Annotated in this window: 22 protein-coding genes; 9 read left to right on the forward strand and 13 right to left on the reverse strand. The window is 63.4% G+C overall.

The window, feature by feature from the left end:
* Nucleotides 1-13 precede the first annotated feature (13 nt).
* Nucleotides 14-274 (forward strand): DUF4235 domain-containing protein, encoded by a 261-nt coding sequence (locus tag PYR64_RS20360; protein WP_018780111.1) that lies wholly within the window; start codon nt 14-16, stop codon nt 272-274.
* Nucleotides 275-276: 2 nt separating this feature from the next.
* Nucleotides 277-636, forward strand: a complete 360-nt coding sequence (locus PYR64_RS20365; protein WP_275777315.1) for a VOC family protein — start codon at nt 277-279, stop codon at nt 634-636.
* Here the strand turns inward: PYR64_RS20365 and PYR64_RS20370 are convergent.
* Nucleotides 633-1,145 (reverse strand): VOC family protein, encoded by a 513-nt coding sequence (locus PYR64_RS20370; protein WP_275777317.1) that lies wholly within the window; start codon nt 1,143-1,145, stop codon nt 633-635. The two genes, PYR64_RS20365 and PYR64_RS20370, sit on opposite strands and share 4 nt — an antisense overlap.
* 117 nt (nt 1,146-1,262) lie before the next feature.
* Here PYR64_RS20370 and PYR64_RS20375 point away from each other — a divergent pair, with 117 nt between their 5' ends.
* Complete coding sequence (locus PYR64_RS20375) at nt 1,263-1,463, forward strand: hypothetical protein (RefSeq protein WP_018780114.1); 201 nt, start codon at nt 1,263-1,265, stop codon at nt 1,461-1,463.
* A 30-nt stretch (nt 1,464-1,493) separates the two neighbouring features.
* On the opposite strand, the gene PYR64_RS20380 is transcribed toward PYR64_RS20375, so the two are convergent.
* Nucleotides 1,494-2,225 carry a GAF and ANTAR domain-containing protein gene (locus tag PYR64_RS20380; protein ID WP_275777319.1) on the reverse strand — a complete coding sequence of 244 codons (732 nt, stop codon included), beginning with the start codon at nt 2,223-2,225 and terminating at the stop codon, nt 1,494-1,496.
* Between the two features lie 262 nt (nt 2,226-2,487).
* Between PYR64_RS20380 and PYR64_RS20385 the strand changes: the two genes are divergently transcribed.
* Nucleotides 2,488-3,294 carry a helix-turn-helix domain-containing protein gene (locus PYR64_RS20385; RefSeq protein ID WP_275777321.1) on the forward strand — a complete coding sequence of 269 codons (807 nt, stop codon included), beginning with the start codon at nt 2,488-2,490 and terminating at the stop codon, nt 3,292-3,294.
* Here the strand turns inward: PYR64_RS20385 and dctA are convergent.
* The 3 genes from dctA to PYR64_RS20400 all read right to left on the reverse strand — a co-directional run bounded on the left by dctA (nt 3,254) and on the right by PYR64_RS20400 (nt 6,262).
* Nucleotides 3,254-4,639, reverse strand: coding sequence for a C4-dicarboxylate transporter DctA (gene dctA, locus PYR64_RS20390; RefSeq protein WP_275777323.1), 1,386 nt, complete (start codon nt 4,637-4,639; stop codon nt 3,254-3,256). The two genes, PYR64_RS20385 and dctA, sit on opposite strands and share 41 nt — an antisense overlap.
* A gap of 158 nt (nt 4,640-4,797) precedes the next feature.
* Nucleotides 4,798-5,280 (reverse strand): hypothetical protein, encoded by a 483-nt coding sequence (locus tag PYR64_RS20395; RefSeq protein ID WP_055973723.1) that lies wholly within the window; start codon nt 5,278-5,280, stop codon nt 4,798-4,800.
* Between the two features lie 31 nt (nt 5,281-5,311).
* Nucleotides 5,312-6,262: an A/G-specific adenine glycosylase gene (locus PYR64_RS20400; protein WP_275777325.1), complete on the reverse strand. Its 951-nt coding sequence runs from the start codon at nt 6,260-6,262 to the stop codon at nt 5,312-5,314.
* 125 nt (nt 6,263-6,387) lie between these two features.
* Here PYR64_RS20400 and PYR64_RS20405 point away from each other — a divergent pair, with 125 nt between their 5' ends.
* Nucleotides 6,388-7,089: a hypothetical protein gene (locus PYR64_RS20405; RefSeq protein WP_275777327.1), complete on the forward strand. Its 702-nt coding sequence runs from the start codon at nt 6,388-6,390 to the stop codon at nt 7,087-7,089.
* A gap of 35 nt (nt 7,090-7,124) precedes the next feature.
* On the opposite strand, the gene disA is transcribed toward PYR64_RS20405, so the two are convergent.
* From disA to PYR64_RS20445, 8 genes are all read right to left on the reverse strand, one after another.
* Nucleotides 7,125-8,201, reverse strand: a complete 1,077-nt coding sequence (gene disA / locus PYR64_RS20410) for a DNA integrity scanning diadenylate cyclase DisA (protein ID WP_018780121.1) — start codon at nt 8,199-8,201, stop codon at nt 7,125-7,127.
* Between the two features lie 304 nt (nt 8,202-8,505).
* Nucleotides 8,506-9,129: a Pr6Pr family membrane protein gene (locus PYR64_RS20415; protein WP_018780122.1), complete on the reverse strand. Its 624-nt coding sequence runs from the start codon at nt 9,127-9,129 to the stop codon at nt 8,506-8,508.
* A 53-nt stretch (nt 9,130-9,182) separates the two neighbouring features.
* Nucleotides 9,183-10,556 carry a DNA repair protein RadA gene (gene radA / locus PYR64_RS20420; protein ID WP_275777330.1) on the reverse strand — a complete coding sequence of 458 codons (1,374 nt, stop codon included), beginning with the start codon at nt 10,554-10,556 and terminating at the stop codon, nt 9,183-9,185.
* A 182-nt stretch (nt 10,557-10,738) separates the two neighbouring features.
* A complete protein-coding gene (locus PYR64_RS20425) occupies nt 10,739-11,356 on the reverse strand; it encodes a hypothetical protein (RefSeq protein WP_275777332.1) in 618 nt (205 codons plus the stop codon).
* A 3-nt stretch (nt 11,357-11,359) separates the two neighbouring features.
* The gene (locus tag PYR64_RS20430) at nt 11,360-12,190 is read right to left on the reverse strand and encodes an ImmA/IrrE family metallo-endopeptidase (protein ID WP_189076358.1); all 831 of its coding nucleotides are present in this window, start codon (nt 12,188-12,190) and stop codon (nt 11,360-11,362) included.
* Nucleotides 12,187-12,534: a helix-turn-helix transcriptional regulator gene (locus PYR64_RS20435; RefSeq protein WP_179128450.1), complete on the reverse strand. Its 348-nt coding sequence runs from the start codon at nt 12,532-12,534 to the stop codon at nt 12,187-12,189. The genes PYR64_RS20430 and PYR64_RS20435 overlap by 4 nt, the downstream gene beginning before the upstream one ends.
* Before the next feature lie 122 nt (nt 12,535-12,656).
* Nucleotides 12,657-13,364 (reverse strand): phosphatase PAP2 family protein, encoded by a 708-nt coding sequence (locus PYR64_RS20440; protein WP_189076359.1) that lies wholly within the window; start codon nt 13,362-13,364, stop codon nt 12,657-12,659.
* A gap of 53 nt (nt 13,365-13,417) precedes the next feature.
* A complete protein-coding gene (locus PYR64_RS20445; protein ID WP_018780125.1) occupies nt 13,418-14,545 on the reverse strand; it encodes an FUSC family protein in 1,128 nt (375 codons plus the stop codon).
* Nucleotides 14,546-14,794: 249 nt separating this feature from the next.
* On the opposite strand from PYR64_RS20445, the gene pstS reads away from it, so the two are divergent.
* The 4 genes from pstS (at nt 14,795) to pstB (ending at nt 18,932) form a co-directional block, all read left to right on the forward strand.
* Complete coding sequence (gene pstS, locus PYR64_RS20450; protein ID WP_018780126.1) at nt 14,795-15,916, forward strand: phosphate ABC transporter substrate-binding protein PstS; 1,122 nt, start codon at nt 14,795-14,797, stop codon at nt 15,914-15,916.
* A 136-nt stretch (nt 15,917-16,052) separates the two neighbouring features.
* On the forward strand, nt 16,053-16,985 hold the full coding sequence (pstC, locus tag PYR64_RS20455; protein ID WP_018780127.1) for a phosphate ABC transporter permease subunit PstC: 933 nt from the start codon (nt 16,053-16,055) through the stop codon (nt 16,983-16,985).
* Nucleotides 16,986-18,089, forward strand: coding sequence for a phosphate ABC transporter permease PstA (gene pstA / locus PYR64_RS20460; RefSeq protein ID WP_055973712.1), 1,104 nt, complete (start codon nt 16,986-16,988; stop codon nt 18,087-18,089).
* Between the two features lie 63 nt (nt 18,090-18,152).
* Entirely contained in the window at nt 18,153-18,932 is a 780-nt protein-coding gene (gene pstB / locus PYR64_RS20465; protein WP_039239203.1) for a phosphate ABC transporter ATP-binding protein PstB, read from the forward strand.
* The last annotated feature ends 362 nt before the right edge of the window (nt 18,933-19,294 follow it).

The raw sequence follows: 19,294 nt of genomic DNA on the forward strand, positions 1-19,294 counted from the left end.
ATGGAGGATCTTCGTGAACATACTGGTAAAGCTGTTTGGACTCGCCGTGAGCCTGGGCGCCGGCGCGCTCGCCAACAAGACGCTGGAAGGTCTCTGGGAGAAGAAAACGGGCAAGCCCGCCCCCAAGGACGGCACGGACCTCAATGACTCTTTGCCTGGTGTCCTGGTGTTCGCCATTGTGTCCGCCGGCGTTGGCGCAGTTGTCCACGTCCTCACCCAACGGGGCACGAAGAGTGCCCTGGCCCGCATGAAAAAGACAGCTGACGAGGTTTAACCATGGCTATAGCTAAATTCCCGAGTGTTGTCATCGATTGTCCCGATGCGGCCGCACTGGCTGCCTTCTACGCCGAACTCTTCGGCTGGGAAGTCGAGGACAAGGACGGGTGGTTCGATATCCGGCCAAGTGACGGCAGCAACTGCATCTCATTCCAGCAGGTGGACGTGTATCAGGCTCCCGTGTGGCCCGGCCAGACCATCCCGCAGCAAATGCACCTGGACATGATTGTGGAGGACCTGGACAAGAGTGAGGAAGTTGCACTCGCCCTCGGTGCCAGCAAGGCGGATCACCAGCCAGGGGAGACATTCCGGGTGCTCCTTGACCCGGCCGGACACCCGTTCTGCCTCTGCCTCAGCTAACCCTGCCGGGCCGCCCACTCCTCTACCCGGCGGTTGCTCTCCTCCTCGGAGAGGTCCTCGACACGGGTCATGATGGACCAGCGAACGCCGAAGGGGTCCCGGATGCTGGCGTACCGGTCACCTGAAACAAAGGTGGCCAGCGGTTCCCGGACGGTTGCTCCTGCTTGCTCGGCCTTGCGGACCAGGCCGTCCGCGTCGGCGCAGTACAGGCCCAGGGAGTAGCAATCGTCCTCGCCATCCGGAGCCGGTACCAAGTGGTAGTCCGGGTTTGGCTCGCCGAGTTGGAGATGGCCGTGGCCGAAGTCCAACTCCGCGTGGACAACAACACCACCCATCTCCGTCTCGCCCACCACACGGGCTCCGAAGACGTCGCGATAGAACCGTATGGCTTCCCTCGCGTTGGTTACGGCCAGGAACGGCGTGAGGCTGGTCAGGCCGTTGGGTACGCCATGGGTGGTGTACTGGCCGTTGGCTGCAGTGGTTGATTCTGTGCTTGTTGTGTCGGTCATGGCAACGACGCTACGCGCCAGCCGGGCAGCGACGCTTGCAGATTCGCACAGCTTCACGTCTGGGGGCCGGCAGGACGGAACCGACGATCGATACGCGCGGACCTAGGGGGAACAGTGATGAACGATCCACGGCAATCAGCTCGGAATCTTCTTGAGCTGGACATCGTGACGATTGAGCGGTTATGGATCCGGTATTGGGCAGAAGGTGGAAGCGCCGATCTCCTGGAGCTGGATGCCTACGTGCATGAAGCCCTCAGGCCTCCCGCCTTCGAGCTCACTCTTCTTGGATGGGCCACGGAGAGGCTGCAGGGCGGCTGAGGACGCCGTTCACGGCGGGTCCAGTCCTGGCTATGGACGGCGGCCGGCAACGCCGTTGACAAGGGCCCGGGCCAATTCATGCAGTTTTTGGTTCCGGTCGTTGGAAGCCTTCTTCAGGATCTGGAATGCTTCATCCGGGGTGCACCTGTTCTGCGAAATAATCACACCGCAGGCAGTGTCGATGACCGACCGGGTTTCCATGGCGGCGTCAAGGTTCTCCGCTGTTTCGTTCAGGGTGGTTATCCGGATTGCTACCTGCAAGGCCTTGCCTGCGATTCCCGCGAAGGTCAGCGTGTCAGCAACGGCCTCGCGGGTAAATGTTCCGGGCTTGGGAGCAAAGAAGTTCAGGACAGCTGCAGAGTCATGCTCCAGCTCCATCGGCACGCCAAGAGTGCTCCGCATTCCGACGGCGGCCAGCTCCTGGCAGTATTTGTCCCACTGCGGCGAGGACAACGCGTCATCGAGAAGGACGGGGCGCCCGCTCTCCAGGGCGTCGATGCAGGGACCTTGCTCCAGCGACTGCTCGATCCGGTCCAGCAGCATCGCCTGTTCGCTGCTGCCTCCAATCGTCGCAGTACGTTTGCGTCGGCCCAACGTCACCGCACACTCAATTGCTGTTCCTGTGGACCGGGACGCTACCGCCGCGCCCAGTTCAGTAAGCCCGTTCAGGAACGCCCTGATGTCTTCGGCACTGGCAATCAGATCAGCCAGCTTGTTGGCGTCATCCGACCAGTCCTCCGCGGCCCCGGAACGCACAAACACCACCCGCCCTTCGCAAACAAGAACAAAGCACCAGGGGCCTCCCTGCTGAAGCCCGGGACACTCCGGTGCGGGAGAACCGGGGGATGTGAAGCACCCAGGCCGCCGCTTGGCACCAAAGTTCCGGCAATAATCTAGCAGCAATTCCGGTCATGAGGGACGGGACTCTGGCGCTCCACCGCGGCAGTACCACTGGTGGCCCCTGCAGTCGGCAGCCGGGGGCGGTATATTCGTCGCTGACGGCAGCACACCGAACGGAGGTCTTGTGGAGAGCTCCTTCAAGGGCGTCCTTTATCCGGCGCGGTTGCCCGCCTTCCATCGCCTTCCGGCGCCCGAGGAGGTGTCCCATCTGGTGCAGTGGTTCTGGATCCCCGAATGGGATATCGAGCCCGGCCGGTCCTCCCGGCAGCACCTGATCGCCTACCCCGCCTCCAATCTGGTGGTGCAAAGCGGAGCTGCGGGGTTTTCGGGTCCCACAACCCGGGCGGCATTCCGGGACCTCACCGGCAAGGGTTGGGCCGTTGGCGCCCTGCTCCGCCCGGCTGCGGTCCTGCTCTTCACCGACGATCCCGGGACTATGCGCGACCAGGAAGTTGCCTTGCCCCTGGAAGACCTTGTCTCCGCTGTCTCAGCAGCGATGGAGCCGCCTACCGGAAAGGCTCAGCCCGACGGCGGCACCCGCCGTGAGCGTGCGGCGGCTGCTTTCGCTCGCTGGCTGGCTTCCCAGGACGTAGTCCCGTCCGAAGAGGCGTTGCTCGCCAACCGGATGGTGGACGTCATCGCATCCGAGCCGGACGTGCTCCTGATTGAGGATGCAGCACGCCGCCTTGCAGTATCGCCGAGGACCCTGCAAAGACTTGCCAGGAAGTACGTTGGCCTGAGCCCTTCGGCCCTTATCCGGCGTCGCAGGCTGCAGGATGCCGCCGAGCGCGCAAGGTCCGATCCAACAGCGGACCTTGCGGCGATCGCCGTCGAACTTGGTTACGCAGACCATGCGCACCTGACGAACGACTTCCGGAAATACCTGGGCTTTACGCCGAGTACGTATCGGAGGTCAGCCGGGGAGTCGTGAGTGCCGGGACGGAAGGTTCAGCGGCGGCTTCACTGACCTCTGTATTGGTTGTTTCGCCGCGGAATGCCGCCAGCATGGCCTCGCGATCGAACTGCCCCTCCCACTTGGAGACGACGAACGTGGCAACACAATTGCCCAAGAGGTTGACCACGACGCGCATGGAGTCCATCAGCCGGTCGGCACCCAGAAGCAGGGCCACTCCCGCTACCGGGAAGATCCCCAGGGCGCCTGCCGTCGCCGAGAGGGCCAGGAAGGCCGATCCGGGAACGCCGGCCATGCCTTTGGACGTGAGCATCAGGATGCCGAGGGCGGCCAACTGCTGCCCGAGGTCCAGGTTGTGGCCGAAGGCCTGCGCCAGGAACAGGAGGGAGATTGAGAGGTAGAGCGCGGCGCCGTCGAGGTTGAAGGAGTATCCGGTGGGAACCACCAGGCCTGTTGTCGCCCGGGAGCAGCCGGCGTTGGTCAGCTTGGTCATGATGCGGGGCAGCACCGATTCGGTAGAGGCCGTACCCAGGGCCAGCAGGAACTCTTCGCGGGTGTACTTGATGAACTGCCACAGCGGGACGCGTGGGTAGACCCAGGCGACGACAAACAGCAAGGCTATGAAGACCACGGCTGAGCCATAGCAAGCCGCAATCAGCAGGGCGTAGGTACTGAGCGAGCTGAGACCGTACTGGCCGATGATGAAGGCCATGGCCCCGAAAGCCCCCACTGGCGCAACCCTCATGACCCAGCCCATGATCTTGAAGAAGAGCTCCAAGGTGGTCTCCATGACGTCGACGACGGGCTTGCATTTCTCCCGCCCGACAACCACGATGGCGGCGCCAAAGAACACAGCGAAGCACAGGACCTGAAGCAATGAGTTGGACGCGAACGCCCCCACCACGCTGGTGGGGATGATTCCGAGCAGGAATTGGCCCGCGTCTTTGGGCGGAGCAGCGGTGGTCTTGGCGTTCACCGCATCCGCTGACAAGGTGGCGGGATCGATGTTCAGGCCTGCACCCGGCTGCACGACGTTGGCTACTACAAGGCCGAATGCCAGCGCGAACAGCGTGGCGGCAGTGAAGTAGATCAGCGCTTTCACTCCTACCCGGCCCACGGCTTTCACGTCACCCACAGCGGAGATACCTGTGACGATAACCAGGAAAATCAGCGGGGCGATGATCATTTTGATGAGCTGGATGAAGCCGTCGCCCAGTGGGCGAAGAGCGGAACCAAGGTCCGGCCAGAGATAGCCGATGGCGATCCCCAACACCACGGCCACCAGGATCTGGAAGAACAGGGATTTGTACAAGGGCTTCTTTGCCGCGGGGCTCACAGCCGTGGCGGATGTTGGAATCTTCACAATGGCGCCTATCTATGCAAACGGCCGCGCAAGGTCACGGTCCGGGATCACATAAGACGCTATGGAAGGCTTGTTTCCGGAATGCTAATTCCAAGGTCCCGCTATGTTTAATATCGGAAGCAAGTTTCCACAATGCGGAAACTCAATTTGAATCCGACTCAGCGTTGCCGCAGCCCCGCCGCATCCAGCCACACGCCGGCCGCAATGACCCTTCCGCACTTCTCGCCGTACGGGTAGTCGCCCTTCGGTGTGAACTCCAGTGTGCGGGTGGGCAGCGGGGCGCCGGTCTTGGAAGTGCCGTTCACCGTCACTTCGAGGGGAGACTCACTCAGGGCCGGCAACTCGAGGAAGCCCTGCAGGGTGCCATCCGGAGATGAGGTAGCCGAGCACACCCCGTCCGGCGTGCAGCTTTCGTCCGCTGTCACGGCGCCTGGGTTCAGCATGATGTCCTTCTCCGTGCACGCGGCGTCCTGGCAGGCCTTCAGCCGCAGGGAGCCGACCTGGTCCGCGTACTCGGCAACCACAGTGAGGGACACTCCCGCCACATGGCCAATCGCCGGGCAGGCGACCGGCTCGGCAACGCAGCCGGTCAGCAGGGCCACGGCCCCCGCCAGCGTGAAAGCCACTCCGATGTTCCCCATGCTTCAGAGTAGGACGGCGGTGGCCGCACCGCTACGCCGGAAGCCGCAAGCCGTCGTCGTGCATCTCCGCCAGGCCGTCGGCCAACAGTCCGTCCAGTGCCCGCTCAAGCTGCTCAGGTGCCGAGTTCAGCCGGTGCAGGGCGGCCAGCGGAATGCCGATGCCCGAGGCCTCGAATCCAAGGTCTGCGGGCGCCCGCTCAAACATGTCGCGCGGAACGGGGTGTGACGCTTCGCGCAGGACGGCCATCACGGCGCCGCGAACCTGGCGGTCGGTGCCGTGCCAGGACTGCCCTTTGGGCGTATACGACGGCGGCGGCTCACCGGCCGCGAGCCACGCGCAGCTGGAGCGGACGGGACAGTCCGCGCATTTGGGATTGCGGGCCGTGCAGACCATCGCTCCCAACTCCATGACGGAGGCGTTCCAGCGGACGGACATGGCCTGGTCGTCGGGGAGGAGCGAGTCCGCGAGGCGCATCTCCGCCGCAGTGAGCGCAGGCGCCGGCAGGGCATTCCCCGAGATCAGCCGTGCGTGGACGCGGCGGATGTTGGTGTCCACCACGGTCTCCCGCCGCCCGAAGGCAAAAGCGGCGACGGCGGCAGCTGTGTAGCTGCCAACACCCGGCAGCCCCAGGAGCTCCGGATAAGTATCGGGAACCTTGCCGTCGTGCTGCTCGCGGATGGCGACGGCGGCAGCGTGCAGCCGGAGCGCACGGCGCGGATAACCCAGGCGCCCCCAGCGGCGGACCGCCTCACCGGAGGGCTCCGCGGCCAACCGGGCGGGTGTGGGCCAGCGCTCCATCCAGTCGAGCCACACGGGCAGGACCCGGACCACGGGGGTTTGCTGGAGCATGACTTCGCTGACCAGAATGCCCCACGGGCTGCAGTCGGGCTCGCGCCATGGGAGGTCCCTGGCTGTCCGGGAAAACCACTGGTCCAGGGCGTCGTGGAGGCCGGCGAGCTGGACGGAATCGGGAAGTGTCATACTGCCATCCACTGTAGTGGAACGGCCGCGCGCACCCGCCCATGGCCGACGTCACACAGCCCCGGATTGCTGCCCTGCGGCGTGTAGGTTAGGTGCCCTGACAACCGCGAGCCTAGCCTAGAAGCATGGCCTCCAACGGTAAGCAGCAGTCGACCGCGCGCTCAACAGCGCCGGCGAAGGGTGCTGCCCGCGGCTCCTCCGGAACCCCGGCGAAAAAGAGGCGGCCCAGCCCTGCCGTGTACCGCCGTCGTCGGCAGGTTGTTTTCGGCGGCCTGCTGCTGGTGATCGCCCTGGTGGTTGTGGGGGCGCTGGCTGTCGCCGGGACTTTCGCCGGGAGTCCTGAGCCGCAAGCGGTGTCCACCTCCGAACCCGCGCAAGCGCCTACGCAGGGGAGCGCAGCGTCCACGACGCCGTCGCCGTCGGCTTCGCCCAGTCCCGTATGCGACTTCAACCTGATGACCGTCGCCGCGAAAACCGACAAGCCCGCCTACGGTGCGGAAGAAAAGCCGCTGCTCACCATGACAATCACCAACGGCGGCACTGCACCTTGCGAAGTCAACGTGGGCACGTCCCAGATGGAATACGTGGTGATGAGCGGATCCGACCGCATTTTCTCCTCCAAGGACTGCCAGACCGGCGGGGAGGACCTGGTGAAGACCATCCAACCGGGCAAGAGCGAGACTGCGAACTTCCCCTGGCAGCGGAACAGGTCGCTGGAAGGCTGCGGCGTGATCGACGCCAAACCCGGCGCCGGGGGCGCCTACTACACATTTGAGGCGCGGCTGGGAAACAAGGCCAGTCCCAAAGCGGTTTTCCAGCTGAACTGACACCTGCCGGAAAGCGTCCGACGGCGGCCGGCGGCTTAGAGGAACCGGTCCAGCAGGCTCGCCTCGGCCATGCGGCTCAAACCCTCGCGGACCGTACGGGCACGCTGATCGCCGATGCCGTCCACGGTCATGAGATCGTCGATAGTGGCGGCCATCAGGTTCTGCAGCCCGCCGAAGTAGTCCACCAGACGGTCGGCGACAGCCTTGGGCACGGACTTCAAACCGGACAGCAAACGGTAGCCGCGCGGCTGGACCACCGCGTCCAACTGCTCAACGCCACCGGCAAACCCGATGATGTGGGCGATGCGGCTGAGGTCGATCAATTCCGTGGGTCCGAGGTTGAGCAGCGCCTGCACGGCTTCCTCAATCTCCTCGGGTGTGGTGTTGGGGTCCGAGTAATCCCGGATGATCACTTCACTGCCAGGTCCGCGGCCCACAGTGAGTTCCTCAACCTGCAGGGACAACAAGCGGCCGTCTTCGCCAAGTTCCAGGACGTACTGGGCAATTTCCTCAGAGATGCGCCGGACCATTTCCTGGCGCTGCAGGGTCACGGCAACGTCCCTGACCGTGACCAAAGCCTCGATCTCCAAGGCTGAAAGCGAACTGGTGACCTGGTCCAACCTGGCGCTGTAACGCTCCAGGGTCGCCAGTGCCTGGTTGGCGCGGGCCAGGACCTTCTCCGACCCTTCCAGGACGTGGCGCAGGCCGTTCACGTACAACGCGATGATCTGCATGGATTGACTCACCGAGATGACGGGAACACCTGTTTGAATCGCGACGCGTTCGGCCGTGCGGTGCCGGGTACCGGATTCCTGGGTTTCGATGCTCGAGTCCGGGACCAGTTGCACGGCGGCGCGGACGATGTTGCTGGCGTCCTTGTCGCAGATGATGGCCCCATCCATCTTTGCCAGCTCGCGAAGCCGTGTGGGGGAGAAATCGATGCCGATGTCGAAGCCACCCGAGCAGATGGAATCGATGGTGCGGTCATATCCCAGCACGATCAAAGCGCCGGTGCGCCCGCGGAGGATGCGCTCCAGGCCGTCACGCAACGGAGTTCCGGGTGCGACTCTGGCCAGGGTCGCCTTGAGCGACTCTTCCGGGCTCCGGGCCATAGGGTTTCCCTTCGAAGGTGCAAGCCCATGGCTCGCAGACATGCTGAATGCGGTGTCAGTTGGCGCATCCGAAAAATGGCCTTGTGACGACAAGCTCAATGATAGGGCTTCATCGCACCCTTAACCGCACCAGCAAGCCCCAAAGTGGGCCATTTCGTTATGTTCGGCAGTGCTCCGGAGGCGGGTTTTCGACGACGCCCGGCAGGCGCACTTTACGAACGAGGCCCGTTGACGTGGGCTCATATAACAAGTTGGTGTATTTATTGCCCGGCTGAGACCGAAGCTGCCCGTTCATCCATGGTTCTCAGTAATCAACCTGTCGCTTGAGCTTGTTTCCCAGCCACAGCATCGCAAGGCTCACTACGAGGAAGCCGACTGATATGGCCAGAGCGAAGACCACCACACCCGTCCAGCCACCCGCACGTGCCGGGTCGATGAACCAGTAGGGATACCAGTTCACAAAGGCTCCCCGGATCAGGCTGTAGACCAGGTAACCGATGGGGTAGAGAAGCCAATACCAGATGTGCTTGGGCTTGAGGGTGGTCCGGGGCGGCTGGAACAGCCAATCCGCCACCATCACCACGGGCATCAGGTAGTGGACCACGAAGTTCACCCACGGGAGCAGGGACCCGAGGTCCTCGCCGGCAAGCAGAGCACCGAACACCAGCCCCACCACCGCCATGGCGATGGTGGCGGTCCCGCGGGTCACGTCGTCGGCCTCCGAGGGGCGTTTCCGGATCAGGACCCGGTAGCCGCTGATGAGGAGCACCAACGCAGCAAAGATGTTGGACAGATTGGTGAAGTAGCTGAAGAAGTTCCAGAGGTCGTAGCCCATGCCCAAATGAACCGTCAGCTGTGTACCCACCGCTATCAAGGTCAAAAGGCCAAAGAAGAAGCGTCCCCCGACAAGCACATTTCTCTTGGTCATGGGCCAATCCTTGCCCAAAGGAAGTCGGTGGGTGGCCCGACACCCCGAAAGTGTTAAGTGATCAGCAGTTCCAGTGCCTCTGCAAGGTGCCCCACCTCGCGCACGGAGAAGCCATCCGGGATGACTCCGGCCCCGGCAGGACTCGCCGGAACGATCGCGTGGGTGAACCCGAGCCGGTGGGCCTCCTGGATGCGCTGGTTGATCCCGGGAACAGGGCGGACCTCGCCCGCCAGGCCCACTTCGCCGAACGCAATGAGCCGCTGGGGGAGGGCCTTCCGCGACTTTGCCGACGCAACGGCCAGCGCCACCGCCAGGTCCGTGGCGGGCTCCGTAAGTTTCACGCCGCCCACCGTTGCCACGTAGGAATCGTCCTTATGGAGCATGCAGCCCGCACGTTGCTGCAGGACTGCCAGCAGCATTGCCACACGCGAGCTTTCCAGGCCGCTGGTGGCGCGGCGTGGTTGGGAGTTGGGGCTCTCGGCAAGGAGCGACTGGACCTCGGCGAGCAAAGGCCGGCGGCCTTCCATGGTGACCGTGATGCACGTCCCGGACACGGGCTCACGGGTGCGTGAAACGAACAGTCCGCTGGGATCAGCCAGTCCTTCGATGCCTGTTTCGTTGAGGTCGAAACACCCGACATCGTCCGTGGCGCCGTACCGGTTCTTGACGGCCCGCAGCAGGCGGAGACGCGAATGGCGCTCGCCTTCGAACTGGCACACGACGTCCACCAGGTGCTCCAGCAAACGCGGACCGGCGATGGTGCCTTCCTTGGTCACGTGGCCCACCAGCAAGGTGGTCATATTGCGCTTTTTGGCCGCGGCAATGATGGAGGCCGCAACCTCGCGTACCTGCGAAACACCGCCGGCGCTGCCCTCCACATCCGCGCTGCTCAACGTTTGCACGGAGTCAACAATCAGCAGCTTGGGCTCAAGCTTCTCCACCTGGCCCAGCGCCTGCCCGAGGTCGGTCTCCGCTGACAGGTAAAGGGTGTGGGCGACGGCGTCGATCCGCTCAGCGCGCAGCTTCACCTGGGCTGCCGACTCCTCGCCCGTGATGTAAAGGACGTCCTGCCCGGTCCGCGCGAACTTGGCCGCGACGTCCAGCAGCAGCGTGGATTTTCCGACGCCGGGTTCCCCGGCGAGCAGGATCACGGCACCAGGAACAAGCCCGCCTCCCAGGACGCGGTCCAGTTCGTCCACTCCGGTGGGCAGGAACGCGGCGGTGGTCCCGTCGACCTCGGCGATGCGGCGGGCCGGCTCCAAAACGGTGGCGGCCGCCGTCGTGCGCGCAACAGTGGCGCCGTATTCCTCGACGGTTCCCCAGGCCTGGCACTCACCGCAGCGCCCCACCCACTTGATGGCTGTCCAGCCGCATTCTGCGCACTTGTAGGCGGGTGTCTTGGATGTGCGCGATGTCTTTGAAGCCATGCGTTCCAGACTAGTCGTGGGGACTGACAGTATTGGCCGGGACCGACAGTACGGCCTTAAGTGCAATTCGCACTCGTTAACGTAGCCTTCGACCCTTGGAGATCTATTGCTGCGCGGGCGATTTGTATGTGTGGGCTGTCACGGCTCTGAGAGTGCCGCGGTTTCATCGGCGCCTACGTCGCTCATTGACGTTGGTTTCTGCGCCCAAAGCGGTTTGCCCAAAGGTGAGTCTGGTCGATGTGAATCAGACCGGCATCGAATTGCCGTAGTGCGTTGTAGACCTTCCTCATTTCGCCGCGATCCGCAATCAGCCCGCGTCTCACCGCGCTACTGAGGATCCAAGGCGTGTCAATGATTTTGAGTCCAAACTTGCTGGCCAACTGCTGGCCTCTGTACTCGTCGATCACCACATATACGTCTTCCCCGCGGTCTTTCCGCACCATTGCGTGGGCGATCACGAGAACCTCGCCTAAATCGCGACCCTCCATGAGCCTCTGAGCGAGCGGCATTCCCGTTAGTTTTACGACTGCCTCTGAAAGTGCGTTCAGGTCCTCTTCTGAGACATGGGAGTCCAGGATCCCAATATGGTCGTGGCTGACAAGCCAGTGCCAGTTTGGAACGGTGGCGGGCGGAAAGTCGCGGCGGTTAGATCCGCGATTGGTGATTTCACCATCCACTACGTCGGGGACATGCAGTTGATTGGAACCCCGTCGGAGCACTTCGAGGAGCAATGCGTGCTTGGCGGCCGCGCAGAAAGTGATGCAGGGTCCTGCATCGAGGATTGTAATCTGTGCGGCCATCGCTCAGTCTCCGAAAGCGTCGAGGTCGGCCCATGCGACGTCGATAACTTCAGGATGAATGCCTGCCTCTTCGAGCTCGCGGAGCAGTTGGTCTGTGTCTACGCCGCTGAGTGCGGCCAAACCTTGGACTGAAACCAGGTTGCGAATATACCCCTCCGTGGCATTCTCAACCAGGCGCTGCGGTGGTCTTGGGGTGAGGCTTTCGGCGGCCATGGCTCTGTAGTCGCCGATCCAGCCGAACCGAAGTGCCAGCGAATGTGCAGTCTGAGGCCACCACTGCGTTTTCTGCGTAGTTGTGATCCAGCCTTCTGAGTGCATTTGGATGAGTGCGAAGTTCGGGGAGACCTGATAGTGCCGCACAACGGACGAAACGTCACGGAGCCGGGCGCTACCCTTATCGACATTCAAATCTTCAAGGAAAGCTGAGACTCCCCCAACCGGAGCCAAGAGGTGGCGCGAAAAGGTGTCGGCTCTGATCTCTTCGGGCCTTCTGGCTGAGGGGTCATGTGGTAGTCCGGCCTCGTTGTCTTTGAAGACGATATGTCCCAGCTCATGGCCAAGGGACGATCTTTGGCGACCCGGAACACCGGTCGTTGCAACACCAATCACAGATTTTTCGCGAACCGGATCTGTCAACACCATGCCATCCATGCCTGCCGGCATTTCCAGAATCGCTACATCGACTCCCGGAGCAACAAGGCCAATGAGTTCGTGAAGGTCGGCTATGGGTCCGAGGCCCAGTCCCAGGCTATTCCTGATGCCTTCAGCTGCGAGATAGGCCTCCCGCTCGCTTGGTCCGATGCTGTGCGGAATTGGAGCGCGCTCTGGCGTCATGCGCCGATGCCGTGACTGGCCAGGTACGCGTCCATTTCCAGGAACTGGGTGAGCTTCCTTTTCACTTCCGCGGCATCGGCTGTAGGAAGATTTGCTCGGCTGGCCACGAGCACACGATCGCGGACTGGGTTCTCAGCGAGAAGTGCCTCCGCCGGGCAGCCCAAAGCCCAAGCAATCGAAATTATCTCGTCCATCCTCGGCCTCCGGAGGCCGCTTTCAATGCGCGCCAGCGTGGACTGTGAGATGCCCGTCTCTGCCTCGAGGTCCCGCTGGGTCCGCCCGGCTTCTGCTCGTCGGGCGGCAATTCGTTGTCCTAAGTCAGCCGTCGCCACGGGAACCCCCACTGAATCAATTTTCGAAAACTTGATTCAAGTCTAGCGCATTTGACACCCCGAGGCATCCCGATGGCTCACGGCGCATGTCGTTTCGGGCCCCGTATCGAGATTCGGGAAACAACCTCCTCGATTCAAGCGGCCCGTCCGTAGCGCACCGCGTCAACGAACACTGCCAGGCCAAACACGCCCAGTGCCACACCCATCGACGCCACCACGTCGGTGAGCCAGTGGTAGCCAAGGTAGAGCCGGCTGTAGGCGACCAGCAGCGTCAGCAGGGCGGCCCCTGCGTAGGCGGCCACCGCCGTCGTGCGTGTTCCTGAACGAGATACCAGCAAGTAGGCCAGGACAAGCGTGAAGACCGCGGCGCCGAGCGTGTGGCCGGAGGGGAAGGACAGGGCGTCATCGGGACCCAGGAGGAAGTCCGACGACGACGGCCGCGACCGGGAAACGTCCAGCTTGATGACCGCCGCGAGCACCACGGAAAGCACCATCGCGCCCATCAGGATGGCCGGACGCCACAGTTCCTTCTTCCACAGGGCCCATGCCACGGCGACCAGGCCGCCGATGATGGACATCATGGTGGGTGAGGTGGCTTCCGAGACGCCGGCCAGGAAGGCCGTTGCCAAAGCGTTGCGCGAATCGACAACCACCGAGTGAACGGCTCCGTCGAGCGTCGCCAGGCCGCTCGAGGACAACACGGAAGCGAACATCAACCAGAAGACCACGTCCCCGGCAACAAACAACCCGCCCGCCCACAGGAACAGGACCCGCTGCCGCACCCGAAGGGCGGGGGCAGGTTTTGGGCGCAGGGCCAGACGCGCAGAAGGTGCAGAAAGCATCGGCCCATTATCCACAGCGTAAATGGGACTTGGCTGGGAACGCCGGGCGAAAGCTACAGCGCGGGCAGTACCGCCCGGGCTTCCTCAGGTTCCATCCCGCTGGCCTCAAGCAGGTCCACCATGAGCGGCCGGAACAGCATCACCACGGTTTCGCCTTCGAGCCTCTGGACGTCAAGCATCTTCGGGTGCAGCCGGGCGGCGATGTCCGAGAGGTCGTTCCTGGCCCGCCGCAGATGCACCCTGCGCGTTCCTTCGCTCTGCTCGGACAGCCCGATGGTCATCTCGTCGATGGCGGCCGCAGTTTCCTGCAGGACCTCCGAGATGCTCTCGATCGCCTCGTCGGACAAAGCCGCGTGGTTGATGGCACTGGTGAGGCGGCGTGCGAACACCCGGCTGTTGCGCAGTGCGAGGTCGATGTACTCCAGCGAATGCTCCAGGCCGGCGAGTTCATCGCGGTGCCGGCGATGCGCCGGGGCCAGCGTCGCCACCTCGCCGGAAGCCCGCAGCGTTTGCCGCATCCGGTCCACCAAAGGCTGGCAGTTGCGGCCACGGATCAGGGCGTGCCAGGCAGTGGTGGAGTCGCTTTCGATCATGGCCGTGGCACACTCACGAAGAACCTCGGCGAGCTCGTGCAGGATCTTCTGGATGTCCTTCCGCGGTTCCCGGCGCGGATCCTTGGGCACCAGGATGGTCACCAGCAGCGCAAACACGCCACCCACCACGGCATCCAGGCTGCGCGTAAAAGGCCCGCCGGCCGGCGCCGGAAGCAACACCACCAGAAGCGACTGCAGCCCCAGCTGGGTGGTGAAAATAGTCCCGCTGTCCAGGAACCTGGCCAACAGGATCGAGAAGAGAAGTACGACGGCGGCCTGCCAGATCCCGGCGCCCAGCCAGTGAAGCAGCAAATCACCAACCACGATGCCCAGTGTGCAGCCCAGGCCTACCTCTATCACCCGGCGCAGCCGGGGATCGCGTGAGAAACCCAAGGCAATCAGGGAAGACGTTGCGGCGAACAGAGGCCCCTGGTGGCCCAACACGTATTCGGCGAAAGCGTAGGCGCCAACCGCGCACACCGTCATTTGGATGGCCGGCGTCAACGAGTTCCGGCTCCGGACCAAGCCGGTCCTGACTCTGGCCCGCAGAAACCTCTTGCTTGCGTTCAGTCCCTTAGCGGCAGCCATGTCCTTCAGTCTATTTCCCCGCCCGCCATCTGCCAGGGAGCGACGAGCGCAACCGGGGAACCACTCAAGGTGGCGCGCGCCACATAACCCAATGGTCCGCCGTCGTTCACCTTCCGTTCACCTGCCACCGCAGATCCCGTTACCTGCGCTCCTTACCTTCAGTAAAGGAACAAAAAGGTCCACAGCTCGCGCACGCCGAAATCTCCGTTCGGAACGCATCTGAGAAATCCCTGGAAGGGGCACATCCAAGTGAAGGCAACTCGCTTCGGCCGCAACGCGGCAATCGCGGTCATCGCAGCAGGCGCACTCGCGCTCACCGCTTGCGGTTCTGACAACGCAACCGGCACCACTGGCGGCACCCAGTCCGCAGCAGCCGGCACCAAGGTAACCGGCACCCTGACCGGTATCGGCGCCTCCTCCACCGGCGCAGCAATGGACGCTTGGAAGGCCGGTTTCGCCTCCGCAAACCAGGGCGCCACTGTCCAGTACTCCCCGGACGGTTCCGGCGCGGGCCGCAAGGCAATCATCGACGGCTCGGCACAGTTCGCCGGCTCGGATGCCTACCTGAAGGATGACGAGCTCGAGGCTTCCAAGGCCAAGTGCGGCCCCGAGGGTGCCATCAACATCCCGGTCTACATCTCCCCGATCGCCGTCGCCTTCAACATCCCTGACGTCAAGGAACTGAAGCTCGACGCCGCAACGGTCGCCAAGATCTTCCGCGGCGAAATCGCCAACTGGAACGATCCCGCCATCGCCGCCCTTAACGCAGGCGTCACCCTCCCGGACCTCAAGGTCACCCCGGTGAACCGCTCCGATGACTCCGGCACCACCACCAACTTCACCGACTACCTCGCAGCCGCTGCTCCTGAGGTCTGGACCGACAAGGCTGCCGGCGTATGGCCCGCATCCCTGAAGGGCGAAAACGCCAAGGGAACCTCCGGCGTCGTCAAGACCGTCACCGACACCCCGGGTGCCGTGACCTACGCCGACGACTCCGCAGTTTCCGGCAAGCTGGGCACCGCCTCCATCAAGGTGGGCGAAGAGTTCGTCAAGATCTCTGCCGACGCTGCTGCCAAGGCTGTCGAAGCAGGCAAGCCCGTTGACGGCCGCGCCAGCAACGACGTTGCCATCAAGCTGGACCGCAAGACCACCGCATCGGGTGCCTACCCGGTAGTCCTCGTCTCGTACCACGTTGTCTGCACCACCTACGAGACCAAGGAAGTTGCTGACCTGGTCAAGGCCTTCGAAACCTACGTAGTTTCGGATGAGGGACAGAAGACCGCTGCCGACGCCGCGAAGTCCGCACCGCTCTCCAAGACCCTGCAGGACAAGGCAAAGACCGCCATCGAATCCATCAAGGCCAAGGCCTAAGGTTCCCGGCGGGTTCGCTGAACCCGGCTGAACACTGAAGTTCCCTGTCCCGCACGGAGTGGCCGCAGAGCCGCCCGGGCGGGGCAGGGAACTTAGCCATGTATGACCAGTTCACTCCAGACTGAAGGATCGTGAAGTGACCACCAACTCCCTGACAACCTCCCAAGGCGCAGGACGCGCCGGGGACAAGGTTTTCTCCGGGGCCGCAATGGCCGCAGGGTGCCTTATTCTTGCGGTTCTCTTCGGAGTCGCGTTGTTCCTCGTGGTGCAGGCGATCCCCGCGCTCACCGCACCGCCCGCCGACATCCAGGGCGGACACGGCTTCTTCGCCTACATCGCCCCGATCGTGGTGGGCACGTTGATCGCCGCCGTGATCGCGTTGGTCATCGCCACCCCCGTGGCAATCGGCGTTGCCCTGTTCATCTCGCACTACGCCCCGCGCAGGCTCGCCGCCGGCCTGGGCTACGTGGTGGACCTCCTGGCCGCCATCCCTTCCGTTGTTTACGGCGCTTGGGGCGCGGCTTTCCTGGCCAAGGAAATCTCGCCCGCCTATGACTGGCTGGCCACCTACCTCGGCTGGATCCCGATCTTCGAAGGTCCCGCTTCGGCCACCGGCAAGACCATCCTCACCGCCGGCATTGTCCTGTCCGTCATGGTCCTTCCCATCATCACCTCCCTGTCCCGCGAAATCTTCCTGCAGACCCCCAAGCTGCACGAAGAAGCAGCACTGGCCCTGGGAGCCACCCGCTGGGAAATGATCAAGATGGCTGTGCTGCCGTTCGGTCGCCCCGGCATCATCAGCGCCATCATGCTCGGGCTTGGCCGGGCCCTGGGGGAGACCATGGCTGTTGCCCTGGTGCTGTCCTCGGGCGTCCTCACCGCGAGCCTCATCCAGTCCGGCAACCAGACCATTGCCGCGGAGATCGCCCTGAACTTCCCCGAAGCCAGCGGCCTGAAGGTCAACACCCTGATCGCTGCCGGCCTGGTGCTCTTCGTCATCACCCTCGGCGTGAACATGATCGCCCGCTGGATCATCACACGGCACAAAGAATTCTCGGGAGCCAACTAAATGACCGCCACAGTAGCCCGCAAGCGCTCCGCACTCACCAAGGGCCAACTGCCAAAGTTCGCGCCCTACATCGTGCTGGCCGTCGCACTCGTCGTCGCAGCGGCCATCATGGCACTGATCGGCTTCAACGCCTTCGGCTGGGGCATTGTCGCCGCGATCCTCTTCGCTGTCGGCCTGGTTTCCTGGAGCGGCGCTGTTGAAGGCGCCCGCAAAGCCAAGGACAAGCTGGCCACCTGCCTGGTGGTGGGTGCGTTCCTGATCGCGCTCCTGCCCTTGATTTCGGTGATCGTCACGGTGCTGATCAACGGCATCCCGGGGCTCATCACACCCGGATTCCTGGGCACCTCCATGAACGGTGTCACCGGAGCGTTCGACAACAAGGCGGCAGAAGAAGGCGCCCCCGTGCTGGGCGGCATCTACCACGCCCTGATGGGCACCATCCAGATCACCCTCCTGGCCACTGTCATCTCGGTGCCGGTGGGCCTGCTCACCTCGATCTACCTCGTGGAATACGGCAACGACCGTCCGCTGGCTCGCGCCATCACGTTCTTCGTGGATGTCATGACAGGCATTCCCTCGATCGTGGCCGGCCTCTTCGCGGCAGCGTTCTTCTTCGCCATCGTCGGCCCGGGCACCAAGACCGGTGCGGTGGCCGCCGTCGCGCTTTCCGTCCTGATGATCCCGGTGGTGGTCCGCTCCAGCGAGGAAATGCTGAAGATCGTCCCGAACGAGCTCCGCGAGGCCTCCTACGCGCTGGGCGTGCGCAAGTGGCGCACCATCACCAAAGTGGTCATCCCGACGGCGATCTCCGGCATCGCTTCCGGCGTCACCTTGGCGATCGCCCGAGTGATCGGTGAAACCGCCCCCATCCTGGTGACCGCCGGGTTCGCCACCACCATCAACAACAACGTGTTCGGCGGCTGGATGGCCTCGCTGCCCACGTTCATCTACACGCAGATCCTCAACCCGACGTCGCCGTCCAACCCTGGTCCCTCGGACCAGCGTGCTTGGGGCGCCGCGCTGGTGCTGATCATCCTGGTGATGCTCCTGAACCTCGGAGCCCGCCTCATCGCCCGCATGTTCGCGCCCAAGACGGGCCGCTAGCCGGGTCTGCCGGGACGCCCGGCACTCAAAACTTCCAGAACCCCCAAGGAACAAAGGAACACCATGTCCAAGCGCATCGACGTCAAAGACCTGAATGTCTACTACGGCAATTTCCTGGCCGTCGAGGACGTCAACATCAACATCCAAGCCAAGTCCGTCACGGCTTTCATTGGCCCTTCCGGCTGCGGCAAGTCCACCTTCCTCCGCACGCTGAACCGCATGCACGAGGTCCTTCCCGGCGCCCGCGTCGAGGGCGAAGTGCTGCTGGACGGCGACAACCTTTACGGTCCCGGCGTTGACCCCGTGACCGTTCGCACCCAGGTGGGCATGGTCTTCCAGCGCCCCAACCCGTTCCCCACCATGTCCATCCGCGACAACGTGCTGGCGGGCGTGAAGCTGAACAACAAGAAGATCTCCAAGGGAGCAGCCGATGCACTCGTTGAAAAGTCCCTTGTTGGTGCCAACCTTTGGAACGAGGTCAAGGACCGCCTGGACAAGCCGGGGTCCGGTCTTTCCGGTGGCCAGCAGCAGCGTCTGTGCATCGCCCGCGCCATCGCCGTCGAGCCTCAGGTGATCCTCATGGATGAGCCCTGCTCCGCCCTTGACCCCATCTCCACGCTGGCCGTCGAAGACCTCATCAACGAGCTCAAAGACCAGTACACCGTGGTGATCGTGACCCACAATATGCAGCAGGCCGCCCGCGTGTCCGACAAGACCGCGTTCTTCAACATCGCAGGCACCGGCAAGCCCGGCAAGCTGATCGAGTTCGCCGATACCACCAGCATCTTCAACAACCCGTCCCAGAAGGCCACGGAAGACTACGTGTCCGGCCGCTTCGGATAAGGGTTCCGCGGGTTCCGGCTTTCTATGGGGGGAGTCGGCACAGAACGACGGCGGCCGTCGCCTTGGGGGTACGGCCGCCGTCGTTTTTTGTTGCCCAACTGAGGGGGCAGATATCGACCCAATGACTGCTCACTGGGCCGTTGTCCTTCCCAGTTGGGGTTACAGGCGTGTGAGCGGGGAGAGCGCAAGCTCCAGGATGAACGCCGCTATTGCGGTGACCAGTGGCAGGTCAGGAGTGCGGGCCTGAGGCATTAGACGACAATGCAGTGATTTTTGCTGTTGGTGTAATTATTCGTCCCGAACCGGAAACAACATGTACGAGCAGGCCATTCTGCTCAGTTGTTCCAGGGGGGAAGGACCCA

Source organism: Paenarthrobacter sp. Y-19, from assembly GCF_029223985.1.
Lineage (GTDB): Bacteria > Actinomycetota > Actinomycetes > Actinomycetales > Micrococcaceae > Arthrobacter > Arthrobacter nicotinovorans.

Coding starts and splice junctions, on each gene's coding strand:
- PYR64_RS20365 (WP_275777315.1), top strand. CDS start 277: ATGGCTATAGCTAAATTCCCGAGTGTTGTCATCGATTGTCCCGATGCG.
- PYR64_RS20370 (WP_275777317.1), bottom strand. CDS start 1,145: ATGACCGACACAACAAGCACAGAATCAACCACTGCAGCCAACGGCCAG.
- PYR64_RS20375 (WP_018780114.1), top strand. CDS start 1,263: ATGAACGATCCACGGCAATCAGCTCGGAATCTTCTTGAGCTGGACATC.
- PYR64_RS20395 (WP_055973723.1), bottom strand. CDS start 5,280: ATGGGGAACATCGGAGTGGCTTTCACGCTGGCGGGGGCCGTGGCCCTG.
- PYR64_RS20400 (WP_275777325.1), bottom strand. CDS start 6,262: ATGACACTTCCCGATTCCGTCCAGCTCGCCGGCCTCCACGACGCCCTG.
- PYR64_RS20405 (WP_275777327.1), top strand. CDS start 6,388: ATGGCCTCCAACGGTAAGCAGCAGTCGACCGCGCGCTCAACAGCGCCG.
- disA (WP_018780121.1), bottom strand. CDS start 8,201: ATGGCCCGGAGCCCGGAAGAGTCGCTCAAGGCGACCCTGGCCAGAGTC.
- PYR64_RS20415 (WP_018780122.1), bottom strand. CDS start 9,129: ATGACCAAGAGAAATGTGCTTGTCGGGGGACGCTTCTTCTTTGGCCTT.
- radA (WP_275777330.1), bottom strand. CDS start 10,556: ATGGCTTCAAAGACATCGCGCACATCCAAGACACCCGCCTACAAGTGC.
- PYR64_RS20425 (WP_275777332.1), bottom strand. CDS start 11,356: ATGGCCGCACAGATTACAATCCTCGATGCAGGACCCTGCATCACTTTC.
- PYR64_RS20430 (WP_189076358.1), bottom strand. CDS start 12,190: ATGACGCCAGAGCGCGCTCCAATTCCGCACAGCATCGGACCAAGCGAG.
- PYR64_RS20440 (WP_189076359.1), bottom strand. CDS start 13,364: ATGCTTTCTGCACCTTCTGCGCGTCTGGCCCTGCGCCCAAAACCTGCC.
- PYR64_RS20445 (WP_018780125.1), bottom strand. CDS start 14,545: ATGGCTGCCGCTAAGGGACTGAACGCAAGCAAGAGGTTTCTGCGGGCC.
- pstA (WP_055973712.1), top strand. CDS start 16,986: ATGACCGCCACAGTAGCCCGCAAGCGCTCCGCACTCACCAAGGGCCAA.
- pstB (WP_039239203.1), top strand. CDS start 18,153: ATGTCCAAGCGCATCGACGTCAAAGACCTGAATGTCTACTACGGCAAT.